Genomic DNA, 19,725 nt, shown 5'->3' with positions numbered 1-19,725 from the left:
GATACTCGATGCATGAACACTGAACGTCTGGCGGTAACCCTGCTCCGGATCTTCCTCGCGCTGCTGTTCGGGGTCCTGGTCCTGTTCCAGACCATGTCCCTGCCCGGCCAGTTCGCGCACATGGCTCAGGAGTCGCCCGACTTCGCCTATCTGCGGTGGCCCGCGACCGCGGTGACGATCTTCTGGGTGCTGTGTGTCCAGGTGGTGATCGTGTGCACGTGGAAGCTGCTGACCTTGGTCAAGGACGACCGCATCTTCAGCGACGCCGCGTTGGGCTGGGTCGACGCGATCGTGTGGGCCGTCGCCGCGGGCTGGGTGGTGCTGGTGGGGGTGTTCCTCTACGTCGGCTTCAACGCCGACGACCCCGGGCTACCGCTCCTGCTCTTCCTGCTGTCGGTGGGCGCGACCGTGCTGGGTCTGCTGATGGTGGTGCTGCGTGCGCTGCTGCGCCGTGCCACCACGCTGCGGACCGACATGGAAGCGGTGATCTGATGCCGATCGTGGTCCGCATCGACGTCGAGTTGGCCAAGCGCAAGATGAGTGTCGGTGAGTTCGCCGAGCGGGTCGGGCTCACCCCGGCGAACGTCGCGGTGCTGAAGAACGGTCGTGCCAAGGCGGTGCGGTTCAGCACCCTGGAAGCCATGTGCCGGGTGCTCGACTGCCAGCCCGGCGACCTGCTCGAGTGGGTCGACGAAGACGAGGACCAGCCCTAGATCCAGCCCTCGTCCCACGCCATCCGGGCGGCATCGTGGCGGGACGAGACGCCGAGCTTGGCCATCGCCGAGGACAGGTAGTTGCGGACGGTGCCGTGCGCGAGGTGGACGGTCCGGGCGATGTCCTGGACCGACCCGCCGCGCCGGGTGTGGCGCAGCACCTCCAGTTCCCGGGCCGTCAGCGGGCAGGTGTCCTCGGTCAGCGCGGAGGCGGCGATCTCCGAGTCGACGTAGCGCCCGCCCGCGTGCACGTCACGCAGGATCGTCGCCAGCCGCGACGCCGGGGTCGTCTTCGGCACGAAGCCCCGGACTCCCGCCGCCAGCGCCCGCTTGAGCACACCCGGACGCGCGTGCCGGGTCACGATCACCACCGCCGCGCGGTGGCCGATCGCCTCGGCCGCGGCGACGCCGTCACGCCGGGGCATCTCCAGGTCCAGCACGGCGATGTCCGGGGAGAGCCGCTCGACGGCAGCGACAGCGGCGTCGCCGTCGCTCACCTCGGCCACCACGGTGATGTCGGGCTCCAGTTCCAGCAGCGCCGCGAGGGCGCCGCGGATGAGGTCCTCGTCGTCGGCCAGCACCACCCTGATCATCCGACGGCCGCCTCGCCGACCAGCGCGAACCGGCCGTCGCCTGCCTCGGTGCGCAGCTGCCCGCCGATGGCGGCGAACCGCTCGCGCAGACTGTCGATGCCACTGCCCGGGTCGCCGGTACTCGGTCGGACACCGTCGTTGCTCAACCGCACCCGCGCCCGCCCGTCGGCCACCGACACCACCAGGTCGCACACGCCCGCGGCGGTGTGCCGCAGGATGTTGGTGGTCCCTTCCCGCACCAGCGCGCCGAACAGCGGCTGCAGGGCGGGCGGCACGGCGGTGGCGTCGCCGTCGACCGCCGCCGCGATGCCCGCCGCGCGCAGAATGTCGACGGCGTTGCCGATCTCGGTGGACAGGCTGGTGCGGCGGTAACCGTGCACGACCCCGCGGGTCTCGCGCAGCGCCTGCCGCGCGAGTTCGCTGACCGCGGCGGCCTGGACGCGGGCGGCGGCGTCGTCGTGGCCGATCAGACGTTCCGCCAGTTCGCCCTTCAGCGCGATGGCCTGCAGATGGTGTCCCTGCACGTCGTGCAGTTCGGCGGCGAAGCGCAGGCGTTCCTCGGCCACCGCGAGGTCGGCCGCGAGCGCCCGGGCGTCGTCGAGTTGCCGGATCACCGACCACAGCCACACCTGCAGCAGGTTGCTCAGCACGAACACCACGCTGATCACCGCGACGGCCAGCGTCCACGGGAGCGCCTCGGTCGTCATGGTGTCCGCCGCCTCGGCCGCGGCCAGGCCGGACACCCCGATGAACGCGCTTCCCAGGACCGTGATCGCCCACCGGGTTCCACCCGTGTGGCAGGCGGCGACCGCCGCCAGGATGCTCGCGGGCAGTATCGCCCACCCGAAGCCGAGCGGCAGGGTCATGAGGCTCGCCCACCATCCGACCAGGGCGACGACGGCGGTGGCCGGGATCTCCCACGGCCGCGCGACCGGGATACCCAGCCCCGGCATCGCGATCGCGCTGATCCGCACGTACTGCGGCACGACGACCGCCACGCACACCAGCAGCCACGGGCTGCGGAACTGCACCTCGGCGGTGAGGAGGAGCCCGATGATCCCCGCGGCGCCCACCAGCGTCCAGACCGTGTACTTGCGCATCCGCTCCAGTGGTGTCCGCACCAGCAGAATGTACGGCGGCCACGACCCGCGCAGCGCCCGCATCGGTCAGGAACCTGACATTTGTCACGGGAGAACAGGCGTTCCCGCCGGCCACGGGTGATCTTCGCGCCTACCGGCCCGGCCGTCGGGTCGCGACGCTTGCCCCATGAACGAGCCAGTCATCGAAGTGGTCGGCCTGCGCTGCCGCTACGGCAGGTTCGAGGCCGTGCGCGGCATCGACTTCGCCGTCCAGCCAGGGGAGCTGTTCGCCCTGCTCGGCACCAACGGGGCGGGCAAGACCACCACCATGGAAGTCCTAGAAGGCCTGCGCGCGCCGAGTGCGGGCAGCGTGCGCGTGCTCGGTCTCGACCCCGCCGCGGACCGGGCGCGGGTGCGGCCCCGGACCGGGGTGATGCTGCAGGAGTCGGGATTCCCCGGCGATCTGACGGTCCGCGAGGCGGTGACCCTGTGGCGCGGCCTCACCAGCCGACCGTCCCAAGTGGATGAGTCACTCGCCATGGTCGACTTGGCGCACCGCCGGGACGTGCGGGTCAAGGCGCTCTCCGGTGGCGAGCGGCGGCGGCTGGACCTCGCCCTGGCCACCCTGGGTCGGCCGGACGTGCTGTTCCTCGACGAGCCGACCACCGGCCTGGACCCGGAGTCCCGCGCGCGCACCTGGCGGACGCTGCGGGACCTGCTCGCCCACGGCACGTCGATCGTCCTCACCACGCACTACCTGGAGGAGGCGGAGAACTTGGCCCACCGCATCGCGATCATGCACGAGGGCCGGATCGAGGTGTGCGGCCCGCTGGCCGATGTCCTGGAACGGGAGGCGTCGCGGATCTCCTTCACCCGACCCGACGAGGTCGCCTTCCTGGACCTGCCCGGCGTCGCGGGCCGGGTCGACCCGGAGGCGTTCGGCAAGGGCCGGGTCGAGATCCGCACCCGCGTGCTGCAGGACGACCTGGCGGAGGTGCTGCGCTGGGCGGCCGACCGCGACATCCAACTCGGCCGACTGCGAGCCCACCACGCCTCACTGGCCGACGTCTTCCACGGCGTGTCGCACCACGCGGCGGTGGCGGCGTGAACCGCGTCCTCGCGCTGGCCAGGGTTGAACTGGTCCTCCTGCTGCGCAACAAAACCGCCGCCGCACTCGGGTTGGCGATGCCGCTGCTGATCGGCGTGGGTTTCGCGCTGACCCGCGGCGGTGGCGACTGGGCCGGGTCGATCACGATGCAGCTGCTGGTCGTACACGGCCTCACCGTCTACATCAGCGCGACCACCGCGCTGGTCGCCCGCCGCCAGGACCTCTCGCTCAAGCGGCTGCGCAGCGGTGAGGCGCCCGAACCGGTGATCCTGGCCGGGGTGATGGCGCCGATGGTGGTGCTGGGGCTGGTCCAGGGCGTGCTGCTGCCCACGGTCGCCGTGATCGCGGACGCCCCGATGCCACGGGATCCGGTGGCGTTGGCGGCCGCGATCGTCGGCGGGACCGTGGTGGCGGCGGCCGCGGCGCTGGCCACGGCGTCGTTCACCGCGACCCCCGAGACCGCCCAGCTCACCACGACACCGCTGTTCGCGGCGACCTTCGCGGGCGCCATGTGGGCGCTGTCGTCGCCGACCGTGACCCCGCTGATGCTGGCCGCTCCCGGTGGAGCGACGGCGGCGCTGGTGCGGGCCGGTGTGGAGGGCGGGCCCAGCTGGGGGCCGGTGGGCGCGATGGCGGTGTGGACGGTGGCGGCGATCGCGGTGGGGCGGCGGTACTTCCGGTGGGAGCCCCGGGCATAGGGCGAAAATGTCGGTGAGCGACGGTAGTTTGACGAACATGCCCGACTATGCCGACGTGCCGAAGGAGATCCTCGCCGAACTCCGGGCGGTGTGCCTCGCGTTGCCCGACGCGTATGAGGAGCAGGCCTGGGCGGGGACGCGGTGGCGGGTGCGCAAGCGGACCTTCGCCCACGTGCTCACGATCGCGTCCGGGTACCCGGACGCGTACGCCCGGGCGGCGGCCGATGGCGGCCCGGTGACGGTGCTGACGTTCCGCGCTCCGCTCCCGGAGATCGATGCGCTGTGCGCGGTGGGCAATCCGTTCTTCAAGCCGGACTGGAGCGAGAACGTCCTCGGGATGGTGCTGTCGGCCGACACGGACTGGGACGAGGTAGGGGAGTTGCTGACCGAGAGCTTCTGCGTTCAGGCGCCGAAGATGCTGGCAGCCCAGGTGGATCGACCCGCACCCGGCTGATCAAGGGGTGGTCGCACCAGCCCCACGGCACTCGTGGTGTCGTGGGGCTGGTGCCGCTAGGGGCTAGCGGGACAGCACCACCACGGACCGACCCGGCACGGTCACCGACCCGTCACCGATCACGGCCCGCGAAGCATCCGTGCTCAGCGGATGTGCTGTCCACTCATTCCCGGGCGCCGATACCGTCTTCTCACCAGGGAACGGATTCACCACCACCAGTAGAGCACGCCGCCCAGGGTCGACATCCACTCCTACAGTGTCGTCCAGGTAGGCCACGATCAGCCCGGCGTCAGCGGCCGGGAACGACAGCTTCTCCTGCACCGCACCGGCGTCGGCCAGGGTGAACAGCGGTGACGACTGCCGGATCCGCAGCAGCTCCAGTGTGTCGTCCACGGCTCGACGCATATCCGCCGAAGTCGGCTTGACCGACGACGTGGCCAGCACCGGGCCCATGTACGGCCACTTCGCCTGGTTGTCGGCCGCCGGTGGCAGGCCGCGGCCGAAACCGTTGGACTCCAACGACGGGTCGTAGATGTTGAACCAGTCCCCGGAGTCGTAGCTGTTGCGGTCCAACGACTTCGAGCGCAGGAACTCGCTGCCCGCCAGCATGAACGGCTGGCCCTGGCCGAGCAGCACCGGTGCGTGGGCGATCTTCTGCATCCGGACCCGGTCGGCCATCGACGTCCCGATCGGCAGCTTCAACGCCAAGGCGTCGAACAGCGTCTCGTTGTCGTGGGCGTCGGAGTACGTGATGACTTCTCCCGGAGCGGCGGTGTAGCCGGCGGGGGAGCCGTTGTAGGAGACATCCCGACCACGGACCTCAGCGCCCGCCGTGGAGCGGAAGCGGAAGTCGGCCAGATTGCCCGCCATGCCGAGCTTCGCGAGGTCCGTGTAGTTCACCAGCCGGGCCGCTGTGTCGCCGTTGGCGGGGGAGCCGTTGAGGTCTCCGGCCAGGCCGGAGGCCAAGCCCTGCACTCGTGGGTCCTCGTCGAACGGCCCACCGCCGCGCATGGCGTCGCGTTGGCGGTCGCTGAAGGTGGCGATGCCGGTCCCGGCCATGTTGGGCTGGGTGGCCTGGACGAACCGGGCGTTGCCCGCGACCTCGCCGAAGTCCCAGCCCTCGCCGTAGATCCGGATGTTGCGACCGTCCACACCGTCCCGCTCGACGGTCAGGGCGTCCAGTGCCGCCCGGACCGCGAGAATGTTCGCCTTGGGGTGGTGGCCCATCAGGTCGAACCGGAAACCGTCCACTTTGTACGTGCGCGCCCAGTGCACGACCGAGTCGACGACGAGCTTGCCCATCATCGTGTTCTCAGTCGCGGTGTTGGCGCAGCAGGTGGAGTTCGCCACCGCGCCGTCGGGGCCGAGCCGGTGGTAGTAGCCGGGGACGACCTTGTCGAGCACGGAGTGCGCCGCGTCGCCGGACACTGTGGTGTGGTTGTAGACCACGTCCACCACGACCCGGTTCCCGTTGTCGTGCAACGACTGCACCATCTCGCGGTACTGCCGGGCACGCGCCGGGCCGGACTGGGCGTCGTCGGTGGCGTAGGAGCCTTCAGGGACGTCGTAGTGCAGCGGGTCGTAGCCCCAGTTGAACCCGTCGCGGGCCGCGGCGGCCCTGGTGCACTCCTGCTGTCGGGGTGAGTCGGCGGGCATCGACGCCAGGTCGCAGTCGGGCCGCTGCTGGTCGGCGCGGCGCTCCGGGATGCTAGAGATGTCGAACGTCGGCAGCAGGTGCACGGTGTCCATCCCGGCCTCCGCCAACGACTTCAGGTGCTTCATCGCGATCGATTCGCGGTGGGTGAACGCGCGGTACGTGCCGCGCTCGCCCTCCGGGACGGTGTCGTCGGCGATCGAGAAGTCGCGCACGTGCAACTCGGTGATGCCGTGCTCGGTCGGGTCGCCGCCGAGCCCGCGGGCGACCTGCTGGTCCCACCCGGCGGGCTTGGCGCCGGAGCCGCCCAGGTCGGCGAACTGCGAATGGGTCGAATCCACCGACAGCGCCACCGAATACGGGTCGGTGACCACGATGGTCCGGAACTTGTTCTCCGGCACCGACCAGCCGGTCACCTCGAACTGGTAGTACCGGTCCCGCCAAGCCCCACTGCCCGACCACGACCCCGTCAGGTCATCGCGGACCAGGTCGACGACCTGCGCTGGCTGCGCGTCCCGTGCGGGCGCTGTGGTGCCGAACAGGCGAAGCTTCACCGACCGCGCGGTCGGCGCCCACAGCCGAGTCGACACCTGGTCACCGGAGAAACCGGGCCGATAGCTGTGCTTCACCGCTTCCGACCCGTACCGGTCGTCCAGCGCCCCTGCGAGCTGGATGCCTGTGGCGTGCCGGACAGCGCCGCTCGCGTCGACGTGGACGGCCGCCTGCTGCGCCCGCAGCGCCTCATCGATCCGGCCGGCGTCGGCCGCGCGAACCTGGAACGTCGGCTTCCCCGCGAGGTGCGGGAACTTCGCCGCGAGCTCACCGGCCAAGGCACCACTGGGCTGTAGTCGCAGCACCTTGCCGCCCTGCACCTGCCCGTCGACCACGGTGATCCGGCCGTCGGCGTCGTAGCGCACCTGGTAGCCGTCGGTGGCGACCGCCGGGAGGTCCCAGACGAGCTTGTCCCGGCTGACCCAGATCGCCTTCGCCTTGGCCAGGTCCACGTCGGCGGCCGGGGCGGTCGACGGCGGCAGCACGTAGGTCGCGGAGCCGTCGGCCCGCGCGGACCCGGAGAGGAACCAGACCTCATGCCCGGTGCCGCCGACATCGAGGAACTGGTCGCTGCCCGGGTCCTTCGTGTCGCCCTTGTGGATGATGTGGCTCAACCCGGCCGCGCCCGGCGCGAGCGGCACCGACCAGTAGATCCCGAACCCGTCGCGCCCGTCCGCCGGCCGTGACTGGGTCCAGCCCGGACTCGGCTCCAGCGAACCGGTCCAGTGGTAGAGCACCCAGTCGGTGTAGTCGCCGTCGGGGCGCGAGTAGTGGATCACCGCCCGGTTCTCGGCGGCCGCCAGGCTCGGATGCACGGTGGGTGACCCCTCACGCACCCACCCCGCCGCGCCCGTGAGCTTGCCGGACATGACCGTGCTCGATCCGTTCACCACGGCGAAGTCCAGCGGTGTCGCCGTCGCCGGGATCTCCGCGACGGCGCCGAACGCGTCGCGTCCGGACAGCGGCACGTCAGGCTTACCCGGCACTCGAACAGCGAACCCGGTGTAATCGCCGGAGGGGCGCTGGAAGTGCACGGTCGCCTTGCCGGTGGCCGCGACCTCACTCGGGTACTGCGTGTCCTGCCCCTGCTTGAGCCACACCTGCGGGGTCGCGGCGGGCGCGGCGAACCGGTCGCCGCCGTCCTTCTCGTCGCCCTTGTGCGTGATGAACCCGACCTGCGTCGCCCCCGGCTTGAGCTTCACCCAGGCGAACCGGCCATACGCGGTCTCACCGGCGAAGGGCAGCGGGGTGCTCCAGTCGGTGGGCGTCTCGACGTCGCCCCACACGTGCAGGCCCCAGCCCGCGTAGTCACCGGCGGGCCGGTTGTAGTGCACGACCAGCCAGTCCGGGCTCTGTCCGCCGGGTCCACCGGGTGGTGGGGGAGCGGCGGCCAGCTTGATCGCCGCGCCGTCCGCGCCGAGCGTGCCCGCGCCGTCCTTGGCCACGACCCGGAACTCGACCTTCTTCCCGACCGCCGCGCGATCGAGCTTGGACACGTCGGCGAACACCCGGTACGGCGCGGCGTCGTCGGTGCCGAGCACGGTCCAGTCGCTCGCCCCCTCGACCCTCGCGGCGAACGTGGCCTGCGCGAACGGTGAGGTGATGCCGTCGGCCCGCACCTCGACCCGGTCGTCGAGCACTGTGCCGACCGCGGGCGCGACCAGCGTCGGCGTCGGTGCGGCGGCCGGAAGCCTCTCGGTGGAGGCCAACACCACGGCGGAGAAAGCGGGCACACTCACCCGGACCTTGCCGTCCTGACCGCTGGTCGGACCCTCACCGCGCGTCGGCAACTCGGTGCGGAACTTGCGGCCGGGAGCGCCGACCGGCACGTCGACCGTGCTTGCCGCCGCGCCCGCGTTGGCCACGACGACGTATTCGCGCTGGTCCCGGTGGGTGATCCGGCTGAACGCCAGCGTGTCGCCCTCGGCGAGCCGGAGCACCTGGTTGCCGTCCGCCCACACCGGGTCGCGGTCCACAAAGGACGCGAGGTCGGCGAGCTGGCGGTACAGCGGGTGCGAGGTGACGAAGTTGTCCTGAGCGCCCGTGCGGTCGCTTCCGACGAACTTCTCGGCAATGAACTCCGGGGTCTTGCTCGCGAACATGTCCTGCCGGGCCAGCTTGTCGCCGCCGCCGCCCGCGAAGCCCTGCTCGTCGCCGTAGTAGACGACCGGGTTGCCGCGCCACAGGTACATCAGCGTGTTGCCCAGCTTGAGCCGCTTGAGCAGCTCGTCCTCCGTGACACCGGGACGCTCCTGACGCAGCATCCAGGCCATCCGGCCCATGTCGTGGTTGCCCAGGAACGTCGGCAGCGACGCGGCGTTGGAGTCGGCGTCGGTGTACTGGTCGTCGGCGAGCAGCACCTCGGCCAGCCGACCGGAACCCTTGCCGGACAGGTAGTCCAGCGCGCCACTCTGGAACGGGAAGTCCAAAGTGGCCTGCATGCGGCCGGTGGTCGTGTACGACGAGGTCAGCGCCGTGTCGGAGCTGAACACCTCGCCGAAGACGAAGAAGTCCTTCTTGCCCTTGGCGGCCGCGTACGCCTTCACGTGGGGTGCGAGGGCCTGCCAGAACTCCATGTTCACGTGCTTGACCGTGTCCACCCGGTACCCGTCGATGCCGAGGGTGTCGATCCATGTGGTGAAGATGTCCTGCATGCCTTTGACGACCTTGGGGTTCTCGGTCATCAGGTCGTCGAGGCCGAAGAAGTCGCCGTACTCGTTGGACTCGCCGCTGAACGTCGAGTCACCGCGGTTGTGGTAGAGCGCGGGATCGTTGAGCCAGGCCGGTGTCTTCGCGTTCGCGTCGCCGGGTGAGCGGAAGACCGGCGTGTAGGGGAACGACGATTTCGGGTCCAGGGCGGGGAAGTCGGGTTTGCCCGCCGCGGCCTTGATGTCGACGACGTTGCCCTGCGCGTCCAGGTAGGGCTGCGCGCCGGTGCTCAGGTACTCGTACTTGCCCTCGGCGTAGTCGATCACGTCGGCGGTGTGGTTCGCGACGATGTCGAAGAACACCTTCATGCCCTTGGCATGCGCGTCGGCGATGACGGCCTGCATGTCGGCGGTGGTCCCGAAGTGCGGGTCGAGCCGGGTGAAGTCGGTTGTCCAGTAGCCGTGGTAGCCGGCGGAGATGTCGTTCCCGCTGCCCTGGACCCACCGGTTGGCGAACATCGGCGTCATCCAGATCGCCGTGATCCCCATGCCCTTGAGGTAGTCCAGTTTGGACCGCAGGCCGGGTAAATCGCCGCCGTGGTAGAAACCTTTGTCCGCGGGGTCGAAGCCGGTCTTGAGCCGGTCGGTCTCGGCCGACCCGCCGCGGTCGTTGCCAGTGTCGCCGTTGGCGAACCGGTCCGGCATCACGAAGTAGAACCGCTCGCCCGACAGGTCGTCGCGCAGTGCGTCCTTCGCCAGCTTCTTGTCGCCCGACCGGACACCGGGGGCGATGTCCACGACCTCGCCGACGGCAAGTCTGCCGGTCGGTTCGGCGGCCGCCTCCGGCATGAGTTGCGGCAGCAGGGGAACGGCCAGCGCCGCGCCCAGGATGAGAGCGAGAACCGATTTCGCGCGTCGACCCATCACAACCTCCTCGGTGGTAGGGGAACCGGACTACTTGACCCCGCCCGCGGTGAGACCCGCGACGATCCGGCGCTGGAAGAGCAGGACCAGGATGACCAGGGGGATGGTCACGATGACGCCCGCGGCCATCTGGGTCCCGAAGGGAGCGTCGAACTGGGTGGTGCCGGTGAACTGGCTGGTGATGACCGGCGCGGTCTTGAGGTCCTTCTTGTTGACCACCGAGAGCGCGATGATGAATTCGTTCCAGGCGGCGATGAACGTGATGATGGCGGTGGTGAACACACCCGGCGCGGCCAAGGGCAGGATGACTTTGCGGAAGGCCTGGGCGGGTGTGCAGCCGTCGATTTGGGCGGCTTCCTCGAGTTCGATCGGCATCTGCCGGAAGAACGCGGTGAGGTTCCAGACGGCCAGCGGCAGGGCGAAGCTCATGCTGGGCACGATCATCGCCTGGTAGGTGTTGATCCAGCCGATCCCGCTGAACAGCTCCAGCAGCGGAACCAGCAGTGAGATGCCCGGGAACATGCTGGTGGTGATGATGATCGCCAGCACGAGGTTCTTGAAGCGGAAGTCCAGCCGGGCCAGGGCGTAGGCCGTCAGCGTGCCGATGATCAGCACCAGGACGGTGGTCACCCCGGCGACCAGGAAGCTGTTGCCCAGGGCGCGGACGAACCCGTTGTTCGCCGCGAACGCCGCCTCGTAGGAGTCCAGCGACAGGGGAGCGGGCACGGGGGAGGAGTCGAAGATGTCGTTGGTGCGCCGCAGGCTGGAGACCAGCATCCAGTAGAACGGCGAGAGGCAGTACACGACGATGGCGGCGATGCCGAGGTACGGCGCCCACCAGAAGCGGCTCCGGTGCCGGATGGGGGCGCGTTCCAGAGTGGCGGTCATCGGCTCTTCCTTCCGGTCCGGGCCCCGATGACGTCGGCGCCGAGCAGTTTGACGAACGCGAAGGCGACGGTCGCGACGTAGAGGAACAGGAACACCGCGTAGGCCGAGGCGGGCCCGTACTTGCCGAACTTCACCGCTTCCTCGAACGCCAGGATCGTGACCGTGTCGGTCGCGTTCTTCCCCGGCCCGATCAGCGTGTACGGCAGGTCGAACATCCGCAGCGTGTCGAGGATGCGGAACAGCACCGCGACCAGCAGGGTCGGGCGCACCAGCGGCAAAGTGATGGCCCAGAACGTCTTCCACGGCGAGGCGCCGTCCAGTTTGGCCGCTTCGTAGACCTCGTTGGAGATGACCTGCAGGCCCGCCAGGACAAGCAGTCCGATGAACGGCGCGGTCTTCCACGTGTCGGCGATGATGACGGCGAACCACGCCTGGATGCCGTCGGTGGTCCACAGGACCGCCTCGCCGGGCAGCAGGTCGTTCGCCACGCCGTCGGCCTGGAAGATCCAGCGCCACAGCAGACCGGCGATGGCGGTCGGCACGGCCCAGGGCACCAGGATGCTGGCGCGGACGAGGGCGCGGCCCTTGAAAGCCTTGTGCATCACCAAAGCCATGAGGACGCCGAGCACCACTTCGAGGGTGACCGCGACGACGGTGAACGTCGTGGTGTTCCACAGCGCGTTGAGGAACCGGTCGGCGGTGGCGCCGGTGAACATGTCGGTGAAGTTGTCGATGCCGACGAACTTGTCGCCGGTCTGCAGCACCCCGGTCTCGGGGTCGATGCCATCGTTGCGCTGGTAGAAGGCCAGCCGCAGCGCGGAGATGATCGGGTAGGCGACGACCAGGCCGAGCACGAGCAGGGTCGGCGACACCAGCATCGCCGCCAGGCGGTTCACCCCCGCGTTCCGGTGCGTCATCTTCGGGGGTGCGGGCGACTCGGGTCGGGGTGGGGCGTCGACGAGCGTGGCCATGGCGGATCTCCAGGCAGCGGCGGGGAAAGGGGACGATCGGTGGCAGCAGGGGCGCCAGGGATCCGGGGCACCGGATCCCTGGCGCGGTCCTGCTCAGCCCTTGGTCAGGCTTTCCAGCTTCGTCTGCAGCGCGGCGAGAGCGTCGGCGCTGGTGGCCTGGCCGCTCATCGCGGAGTACGCCGCTTCCTGGATGGCGGAGGAGACTTCCTGGTACTTGACGACCGCGGGGCGCTTCTTCGCCTTCTCGATCGACTTCTTCAGCTCGGTCAGGTACGGGAACTTCTCGACCAGCGCGGGCTCGTCGTAAAGGGAGGCCCAGGTCGGGGCGAGGCTGGTCTTCTCCAGGTTCGCCCGCTGCTGCTTCTCGTCGACCATGTACTTGATGAAGTCGAGCGCGGTCTTCTTGTTCTTGGCGAACGAGCTGATCGCGTAGTTGTGCCCGCCCAGGGTGGACGAGCCGGGGCCGTCGAGGCCGGGCAGCGGCGCGACGGCGAACTTGCCCGCGACCGTCGACGAGCCGTCGGCGGCGTTGGCCTTGGCGTACTGGTAGGGCCACTGGCGGTGGAAGATGAGCTCACCGGCCTGGAAGGCGCGGCGGCCTTCCTCTTCCTTGAAGGTGCGGGCCTTGGCGGCGATCTTGCCGGACTTGACGCCGTCGACGAGGAAGTCCAAGCCCGCCTTCGCCTTCTCGGTGTTGACGTTCGGCTTGCCATCGTCGCCGACGACGTCACCGCCGGCGGAGTTCACCGCTTCGCTGAAGTTGACCGTGAGGCCCTCGTACTTCTCGAACTGACCGGCGTAGCAGGAGAGACCGGGGTTCGCGGCGATCACCTTGTCGCAGGCGGCGTTCATCTCGGCCCACGTCGTCGGCGGCTTGGCGCCCGCGGCGTCGAGCAGGTCCTTGCGGTAGTAGAGGAGGCCGCCGTCGCTGGTGGTCGGGACGGCGTAGAGCTTCTTGAAGTACTTGCCCGTCTCCACGGTGGCCGGGAGCAGCTTGTCGAGCGGGAACTCGGTCTCGGGCAGCTGGGCCACCCACTGGTTTGCGGCGAACTCGGCGGTCCACACGACGTCGAGGTTGAGGACGGTGTAGGCGTCGGACTTGGTCTGCGCGTTCTGCACCATCTGCTGCCGCTGCGCGTCGGCGTCCTCGGGCAGTTCGATGACCGTGACCTTCTGGTCCGGGTGTTCGGTGTTCCAGCCGTCGACCTGGTTCTGCAGGTTTCCGGAGGTGTCCTTGCCGGTGACCAGCGTGATCGGCCCGACTCCCTCCAACGCGGTGGGAGCGGTGCTCGCCCCGCCACCGCCACCCGAGTCCGACGATCCGCACGCGCTGACGCCCAAGATCAGGGCTGCCGCGAGCGCGGCACCGCGCAGGGCGCGACCTTGTGTAACCACGACGCCTCCAGAATTTATTCAGAGCGATCGGCCCGGCACTGGCCTGCTCGTTGTTAAGCGGACTTTCCACGCACGTTGCGAACAAGGGAACGTCGAATCCGCATCCGTTATCGTTTCGAGACCGAAATCACGATAGTTCCTTCATGAAGTTGCAGAAAGTCTTGCAAGACCCTGGTGTTCACGGTAGGGATGCGGCATCCTGGCGGCTCGACCGTCCAGCGGACGCAAAGGATGTGGCATGGCCCAGGTCAGTTACGACAGCGCTTCCCGGGTTTACGCGGGGTCGCCGCCGGTGCGGGCGGTGGATCAGCTCGACCTCTCGGTGGAGGACGGAGAGTTCCTGGTCCTGGTGGGCCCGTCCGGTTCGGGCAAGTCGACCGCGCTGCGGATGCTCGCCGGGTTGGAGGACGTCGATGAGGGGACCATCCGCATCGGCGACCGGGATGTCACCCATGTGCCGCCGAAGGGCCGTGACATCGCGATGGTGTTCCAGTCCTACGCGCTGTACCCGCACATGACGGTCGCGCAGAACATGGGCTTCGCGTTGAAGCTGCAGGGTTTGTCGAAGTCGGTGATCTCGGAGAAGGTCGGCGAGGCGGCGAAGCTGCTCGACCTGGAGAAGTACCTCGACCGCAAGCCCAAGGCACTGTCGGGCGGCCAACGCCAGCGCGTCGCCATGGGCCGAGCCATCGTGCGCGACCCGGCGGTGTTCCTCATGGACGAGCCACTGTCCAACCTGGACGCCAAACTCCGCGTCGAGACCCGCGCCAACATCGCCGCCCTCCAACGACGACTCGGCACCACCACGATCTACGTCACCCACGACCAGGTCGAAGCCATGACCATGGGCCACCGCGTCGCCGTCCTCAAAGACGGGCTCCTGCAGCAATGCGACACCCCGCGCGCCCTGTATGACCGGCCCGCCAACGCGTTCGTCGCCGGCTTCATCGGCTCACCGGCGATGAACCTGCACGCCGGAACCGTCGCCGGTGACGCGGTCCGCCTGGGCGGCCTCGACATAGCGCTGCCGCGCGACACCGTCGCCGCGATCCGCGCGGAGCAGCTGAACACGGTCACCGTCGGCGTGCGGCCCGAGTCGCTGACCGTCGTCCCCTCCGGCACATCTGACGCCTTCGGTGTCGTGGTGGACCTCGTGGAGGAACTCGGCGCGGACGCGCTGGTGCACGGGCATGTGGCGGGGGAGAACGGCGACCGACTGGTGATCCGGGTCGACGGGCGCACACCGCCGTCGCTGGGTCAGGAGGTCACGGTGAGCGTGCGTGATCCCGAGGAGCTGCACCTGTTCCACCCCGAGACCGGCGAACGTCTGGTCTGAGGACAGCAAAAGGGGCCCGCGACCAAGGTCGCGGGCCCCTTTTCGTGTGCTCAGGACTTGGGGGGAGCCGCCGCCGTCGAGCCGCGGACGACCAGTTCCGGCATGAACACGTACTCCGCGTGCGGCGCCGGGGTTCCCGTCACTTCCTCCAGCAGCGCGTTGACCGCCGCCTGCCCCATCGCCTCCACCGGCTGCCGCAGCGTGGTGAGCGGCGGGTCGGAGAACACGATCAGCGGCGAGTCGTCGAAGCCGATCACCGAGACGTCGCGCGGGACCTGCAGGCCGCGCTGCCGGGCCGCCCGGATCGCGCCGAAGGCCATCAGGTCGCTGCCGCAGATGATCGCGGTGCATCCCTTCTCTATCAACGCGTTAGCCGCCGCCTGGCCGCCCTCGACGGTGAACAGCGAGTGCTGCACGAGCTGTTCGGCTTCCTCGGCCGACATGGGCAGCGCGGTGCGCATGTGCTCCACGAAGCCCTGGATCTTGCGCACCACCGGCACGAACCGGCGCGGCCCCACGGCCAAGCCGATGCGCGTGTGTCCCTGCGCCACCAAGTGCTGCACCGCGAGCCGCATGGCGGCGCGGTCGTCGGTCGACACGAACGGCGCCGACACGTGCTCGGTGTAGCCGTTGATCATCACGAACGGCACGCCCTGCCCGGCGAGCTTGACGTAGCGGTCCATGTTGGCCGTGGAATCGGCGTGTAAACCCGAGACGTAGATGATCCCGTTGACCCCGCGCTCGACCAGCGTGTTGGTCAGTTCGTCCTCTGTGGACCCGCCGGGGCTCTGCGTGCACAGCACCGGCGTGTACCCGTCGCGGGTCAGAACCTGCTCGATGACCTGGGCGAACGCCGGGAAAATCGGGTTGCTCAGCTCCGGGGTGATCAGCCCGATCAGGCCCGCGCTGCGCTCCTGCAGCCGCGCGGGACGTTCGTAGCCGAGCAGGTCCAGCGCCGCGAGGACGGTCTGCCGGGTCGTGGTGGACACGCCCGGCTTCCCGTTGAGCACCCGGCTGACCGTCGCCTCGCTCACCCCGGCCTGGGTGGCGATGTCGCTGAGCCGGGCGGTCCCACTCGCGGCCGATGCCTGGGCCATATCAGTCCTCCCACCACACCGCGGTGTCTGGCGGCAGCAGCACGTCGCCGCTGTCCGACCCGAGCCGCCCCGAGGCCAGCAGCACGGCGCCCGCCACCGGAACGCTCGCCGGGGTGGCACCGAAGTTGATTGCGCAGTGTAACCGGCGCCCGGTGAAAGAGTCGACGCGGGCGAAGCGCAGCAGCGTGTCGTCGCCGTCGTGCCATTCGAGCGCGGGCCGCTCGCCGAGCGCGGGGTGCTCGCGCCGCAGCCGCAGCGCTTCGCGGTAGAGCTCCAGCATCGACTCCGCGGCCCCGACCTGGGCCTCGACCGACATGTCGGCCCAGTGCGCCGGCTGCGGCAGCCACGGCGTCGACCCGTCCGGGCCGAAGCCGAGCGAGCTTCCCTTGGTGGTCCACGGGATCGGCACGCGGCAGCCGTCGCGACCACGCTCAGTGCGCAGCGACCGCTCCCACATCGGGTCGCGCAGCGCGTCGTCGGGCAGGTCCAACACCTCGGGCAGACCCAGTTCCTCGCCCTGGTAGACGTACACCGATCCCGGCAGCGCCAAGGTCAGCAGGGCCGCGGCCCGAGCCCGGCGCAGGCCTTCCTCGCCGTCGCCGTAGCGGGTGACGTGCCGGTGCACGTCGTGGTTGGACAGCACCCAGGTGGTGGGCGCGTCGACCGGCGCCATCGCCGCCAGCGACTCGGTGATCACCTCGCGCAGCGCGGGCGCCGCCCATTCGGCGGTCAGGTAATGGAAGTTGAACGCCTGGTGCAGCTCGTCGGGGCGCACGTAGCGCGCCGTCCGGCCCGCGCCGGGCGTCCACGCCTCGGCGACACCGATCCGCGCGGGCTGGTAGGTGTCGAGGACCTTGCGCCACTCGCGGTAGATCTCGTGCACGCCCTCCTGGTCGAAGTACGGCAGCGGGCGGGTGTCGAGGAGCTTGCGCTGCTCGGTGGCGCCGACGTCGGGCAGCCCGTCCTCCTTGACCATCCCGTGCGCCACATCGATGCGGAAGCCGTCGACCCCGAGGTCGAGCCAGAACCGCAGGATGCCGAGGAAATCCTCGTGCACGACCGGGTTGTCCCAGTTCAGGTCGGGCTGCGCGGCGTCGAACAGGTGCAGGTACCAGTCGCCGTCGGGCAGCCGCGTCCAGGCGCCGCCGCCGAAGATGGACTCCCAGTCGTTGGGCGGCAGCTCGCCCGACTCGCCGCGGCCGGTGCGGAAGATGTAGCGGTTGCGCTCCGGTGACCCCGGGCCCGCGGCGAGCGCCGCCTGGAACCACGCGTGGTCGGACGAGGTGTGGTTCGGCACCAGGTCGACGATCACCTTGATGCCGAGCGCGTGCGCGTCGGCGATGAGCCCGTCGGCGTCGTCCAGCGTGCCGAACAGGGGATCGACGTCGCGGTAGTCGGCCACGTCGTAGCCGCCGTCGGCCATCGGCGAGGTGTAGAACGGCGTGATCCACACGGCGTCGACGCCGAGGTCGGCGAGGTAGGGCAGGCGGGCGCGGATGCCGGGCAGGTCGCCGATGCCGTCGCCGTCGCTGTCGGCGAAGCTGCGGACGTACACCTGGTAGATGACGGCATCACGCCACCAGTGCCGGTCGTCCCGTCGCTGGCTGTCGTCCCGGGTCATGGCGGCTCTCCCTGTCGTGGCCGGTCGTGTGCCACCGACGCTAGCAGCGCTTGCAGGCTTGCCGAAAGAGTTTGCAGAACATCATTCCGTCATCTGGCCCACGCGGCGGCCAGGACGGCGTGAACAGGGCGTTGACTTGCCGGATACCTGGAATTTACTCTGCAAGGACTTGCGCAACCGCTCCCTCCCTGATCCCTGCCGACAGTCAGGAGAACCAGAGTGCGCCCGAAATCCCGCAAAACCGCCCTGCTCGCGGCCATGGTCATGTCTTCCACCGTCGTGATGACCGGGGTGAGCCCGCCGACCGCGGCGGCGGCCGACACCGGGGTCGCGAACGGCGATGTGATCGCCAACCTGTGGTCGTGGAACTGGCGCTCGGTCGCCGCCGAGTGCGTGAACGTGCTGGACCCGGCCGGGTACGGGGCGGTGTGGGTGGCCCCGCCGTCGGAGTCGCTGAAGCGGCCCGACGGTGTCTGGTGGGACGTCTACCAGCCCTACAGCTACGCACTCTCGAGCCGGTTCGGCACCCAGGCCGAGTTCAGCGCCATGATCAACGCCTGTCACGGCGCGGGGATCAAGGTCTATACCGACGCGGTGATCAACCACAGCGCCGCGCAGACCGGCGTCGGGTACGCGGGCACCACGCTGGCGAACAAGTACGACCCGGTGATGTACGACCGGGTCGACTACAACGTCGACGTCTGCCCGCGAAGCATCAGCAACTGGAGCGACCTGTGGGAGGTCCAGCACTGCGAGCTGCTCGACCTGCCCGACCTCAAGACCAGCAGCTCCTCGGTCCGCGCCAAGATCGCCGGCTACCTGAACTCGCAGCTCGCCCTGGGCGTGGACGGATTCCGGGTCGACGCCGCCAAGCACATCCCGAACACCGATCTCTCAGCCATCGTCGGCCAGCTCGGCAACACGACTTCCGGGGTCCGGCCGTTCGTCTTCCATGAGGTGTTCCCTGGTCAGCCGCCCGCGCCGAGCGACTACTTCAGCTCCGGCCGGGTCCTGGATTTCACCTACGCCGACAAGCTGAAGAGCGCCTTCCAGGGAGACATCGCGACTCTGTCGTCCTTCGGCCCGAGCTGGGGCATCCTGCCCGCGGCCAACTCGGTCTCCTTCGTCACCAACCACGACACCGAACGCGAGCGCCGCCATCTGTCCTATAAGGATGGAGCGATCACCAAGCTGGCCAACGTCTTCCAGCTCGCCTGGAAGCACACCACGCCGACGGTCTACTCGGGTTTCGAGTACAGCACCAACGACCAGTCCCCGCCGAGTTCCAACGGCTTCGTCACCGACACGAACTGCGCGTCGGGCTGGCACTGCCTCAACCGGGACCCGGCCGTTGTCGGCATGGTCGACTGGCACAACAAGGTGGGTTCGGCGGACGTCGCGAACTGGCAGTCCCCGGCCGCGAACGTCATCGGATTCGGGCGGGGGAGCGCGGGTTTCGTCGCGATCAACAACAGCGGCGGCGCGCACACCTGGCAGTACACCACCGGTCTGCCGGACGGCTCCTACTGCGACGTGATCACCAACTGCGCGTCCCGGGTGACGGTCAGCGGCGGGCGGGCCACACTCACCGTTCCGGCCAAGGGCGCGGTCGCCTTCCACGCCAACGGTTCCACGCCCGCCGCGGTCACCGGCAGCTACACGGTCCAGGCCCACACGACGTGGGGGCAGAACGTCTACATCGTCGGCGGTGTGCCCGCGCTCGGCAGCTGGAACCCGGCGAACGCGGTGCCGCTGACCACGGACTCGAGCAGCTACCCGCGCTGGCGGGGATCGAGTTCACTGCCCGCCAACACCCGGATCGAGTACAAGTTCATCATCCGGGAAGACGGCAAACCGGTCATCTGGGAGACGGGCGCCAACCGCGTCGTCACCACTCCCGCCAGTGGCACCACACCGATCGACGGCGGCTGGTTCCGCCGCTGACGGTTTGTAGACTCGCGGGCGGGGGTGTCGGCTGCCGCTGACGCAGCCGA

Annotated in this window: 15 protein-coding genes; 7 read left to right on the top strand and 8 right to left on the bottom strand. The window is 69.5% G+C overall.

Features of this window, described 5'->3' with window-relative positions; genetic code table 11:
- The first annotated feature begins 12 nt into the window (after nt 1-12).
- Nucleotides 13-492 carry a DUF2975 domain-containing protein gene (locus C8E96_RS29070; protein WP_091377960.1) on the top strand — a complete coding sequence of 160 codons (480 nt, stop codon included), beginning with the start codon at nt 13-15 and terminating at the stop codon, nt 490-492.
- Nucleotides 492-713, top strand: a complete 222-nt coding sequence (locus C8E96_RS29065) for a helix-turn-helix domain-containing protein (RefSeq protein WP_091377962.1) — start codon at nt 492-494, stop codon at nt 711-713. Before C8E96_RS29070 ends, C8E96_RS29065 begins: the two co-directional genes overlap by 1 nt.
- Here C8E96_RS29065 and C8E96_RS29060 read toward each other — a convergent pair.
- Together C8E96_RS29060 and C8E96_RS29055 are read right to left on the bottom strand one after the other, a co-directional pair.
- Nucleotides 710-1,306: a response regulator transcription factor gene (locus C8E96_RS29060; RefSeq protein ID WP_091377965.1), complete on the bottom strand. Its 597-nt coding sequence runs from the start codon at nt 1,304-1,306 to the stop codon at nt 710-712. The two genes, C8E96_RS29065 and C8E96_RS29060, sit on opposite strands and share 4 nt — an antisense overlap.
- Complete coding sequence (locus C8E96_RS29055) at nt 1,303-2,427, bottom strand: sensor histidine kinase (protein WP_228770012.1); 1,125 nt, start codon at nt 2,425-2,427, stop codon at nt 1,303-1,305. Before C8E96_RS29055 ends, C8E96_RS29060 begins: the two co-directional genes overlap by 4 nt.
- 145 nt (nt 2,428-2,572) lie before the next feature.
- On the opposite strand from C8E96_RS29055, the gene C8E96_RS29050 reads away from it, so the two are divergent.
- From C8E96_RS29050 to C8E96_RS29040, 3 genes are read left to right on the top strand one after another with little or no spacing between them, the layout of a single operon-like run.
- Nucleotides 2,573-3,493 (top strand): ABC transporter ATP-binding protein, encoded by a 921-nt coding sequence (locus C8E96_RS29050; protein WP_091377969.1) that lies wholly within the window; start codon nt 2,573-2,575, stop codon nt 3,491-3,493.
- The gene (locus tag C8E96_RS33585) at nt 3,490-4,191 is read left to right on the top strand and encodes a hypothetical protein (RefSeq protein WP_091377973.1); all 702 of its coding nucleotides are present in this window, start codon (nt 3,490-3,492) and stop codon (nt 4,189-4,191) included. Before C8E96_RS29050 ends, C8E96_RS33585 begins: the two co-directional genes overlap by 4 nt.
- 37 nt (nt 4,192-4,228) lie before the next feature.
- Nucleotides 4,229-4,645, top strand: a complete 417-nt coding sequence (locus tag C8E96_RS29040) for an MmcQ/YjbR family DNA-binding protein (protein ID WP_091377976.1) — start codon at nt 4,229-4,231, stop codon at nt 4,643-4,645.
- 63 nt (nt 4,646-4,708) lie between these two features.
- Here the strand turns inward: C8E96_RS29040 and pulA are convergent, their stop codons facing one another.
- From pulA to C8E96_RS29020, 4 genes are all read right to left on the bottom strand, one after another.
- Complete coding sequence (gene pulA / locus C8E96_RS29035; RefSeq protein ID WP_091377980.1) at nt 4,709-10,423, bottom strand: pullulanase-type alpha-1,6-glucosidase; 5,715 nt, start codon at nt 10,421-10,423, stop codon at nt 4,709-4,711.
- Nucleotides 10,424-10,453: 30 nt separating this feature from the next.
- Complete coding sequence (locus C8E96_RS29030) at nt 10,454-11,311, bottom strand: carbohydrate ABC transporter permease (RefSeq protein WP_091377983.1); 858 nt, start codon at nt 11,309-11,311, stop codon at nt 10,454-10,456.
- Nucleotides 11,308-12,282 (bottom strand): carbohydrate ABC transporter permease, encoded by a 975-nt coding sequence (locus C8E96_RS29025; protein ID WP_228770013.1) that lies wholly within the window; start codon nt 12,280-12,282, stop codon nt 11,308-11,310. The genes C8E96_RS29030 and C8E96_RS29025 overlap by 4 nt, the downstream gene beginning before the upstream one ends.
- A 93-nt stretch (nt 12,283-12,375) precedes the next feature.
- On the bottom strand, nt 12,376-13,677 hold the full coding sequence (locus tag C8E96_RS29020; RefSeq protein WP_091377986.1) for an ABC transporter substrate-binding protein: 1,302 nt from the start codon (nt 13,675-13,677) through the stop codon (nt 12,376-12,378).
- Between the two features lie 238 nt (nt 13,678-13,915).
- On the opposite strand from C8E96_RS29020, the gene C8E96_RS29015 reads away from it, so the two are divergent.
- Nucleotides 13,916-15,013, top strand: a complete 1,098-nt coding sequence (locus C8E96_RS29015; protein WP_091377989.1) for an ABC transporter ATP-binding protein — start codon at nt 13,916-13,918, stop codon at nt 15,011-15,013.
- Nucleotides 15,014-15,063: 50 nt separating this feature from the next.
- Here the strand turns inward: C8E96_RS29015 and C8E96_RS29010 are convergent, their stop codons facing one another.
- Nucleotides 15,064-16,110: a LacI family DNA-binding transcriptional regulator gene (locus C8E96_RS29010; protein WP_091377992.1), complete on the bottom strand. Its 1,047-nt coding sequence runs from the start codon at nt 16,108-16,110 to the stop codon at nt 15,064-15,066.
- Between the two features lies 1 nt (nt 16,111).
- Nucleotides 16,112-17,731 (bottom strand): glycoside hydrolase family 13 protein, encoded by a 1,620-nt coding sequence (locus C8E96_RS29005; RefSeq protein ID WP_091377996.1) that lies wholly within the window; start codon nt 17,729-17,731, stop codon nt 16,112-16,114.
- Nucleotides 17,732-17,950: 219 nt separating this feature from the next.
- On the opposite strand from C8E96_RS29005, the gene C8E96_RS29000 reads away from it, so the two are divergent.
- Nucleotides 17,951-19,675: a carbohydrate-binding module family 20 domain-containing protein gene (locus C8E96_RS29000; RefSeq protein ID WP_228770014.1), complete on the top strand. Its 1,725-nt coding sequence runs from the start codon at nt 17,951-17,953 to the stop codon at nt 19,673-19,675.
- Nucleotides 19,676-19,725 lie beyond the last annotated feature (50 nt).

Source organism: Actinokineospora alba, assembly GCF_004362515.1.
GTDB classification, from domain to species: Bacteria; Actinomycetota; Actinomycetes; order Mycobacteriales; family Pseudonocardiaceae; genus Actinokineospora; species Actinokineospora alba.
This window is presented reverse-complemented; position numbering and strand designations above follow the sequence as displayed.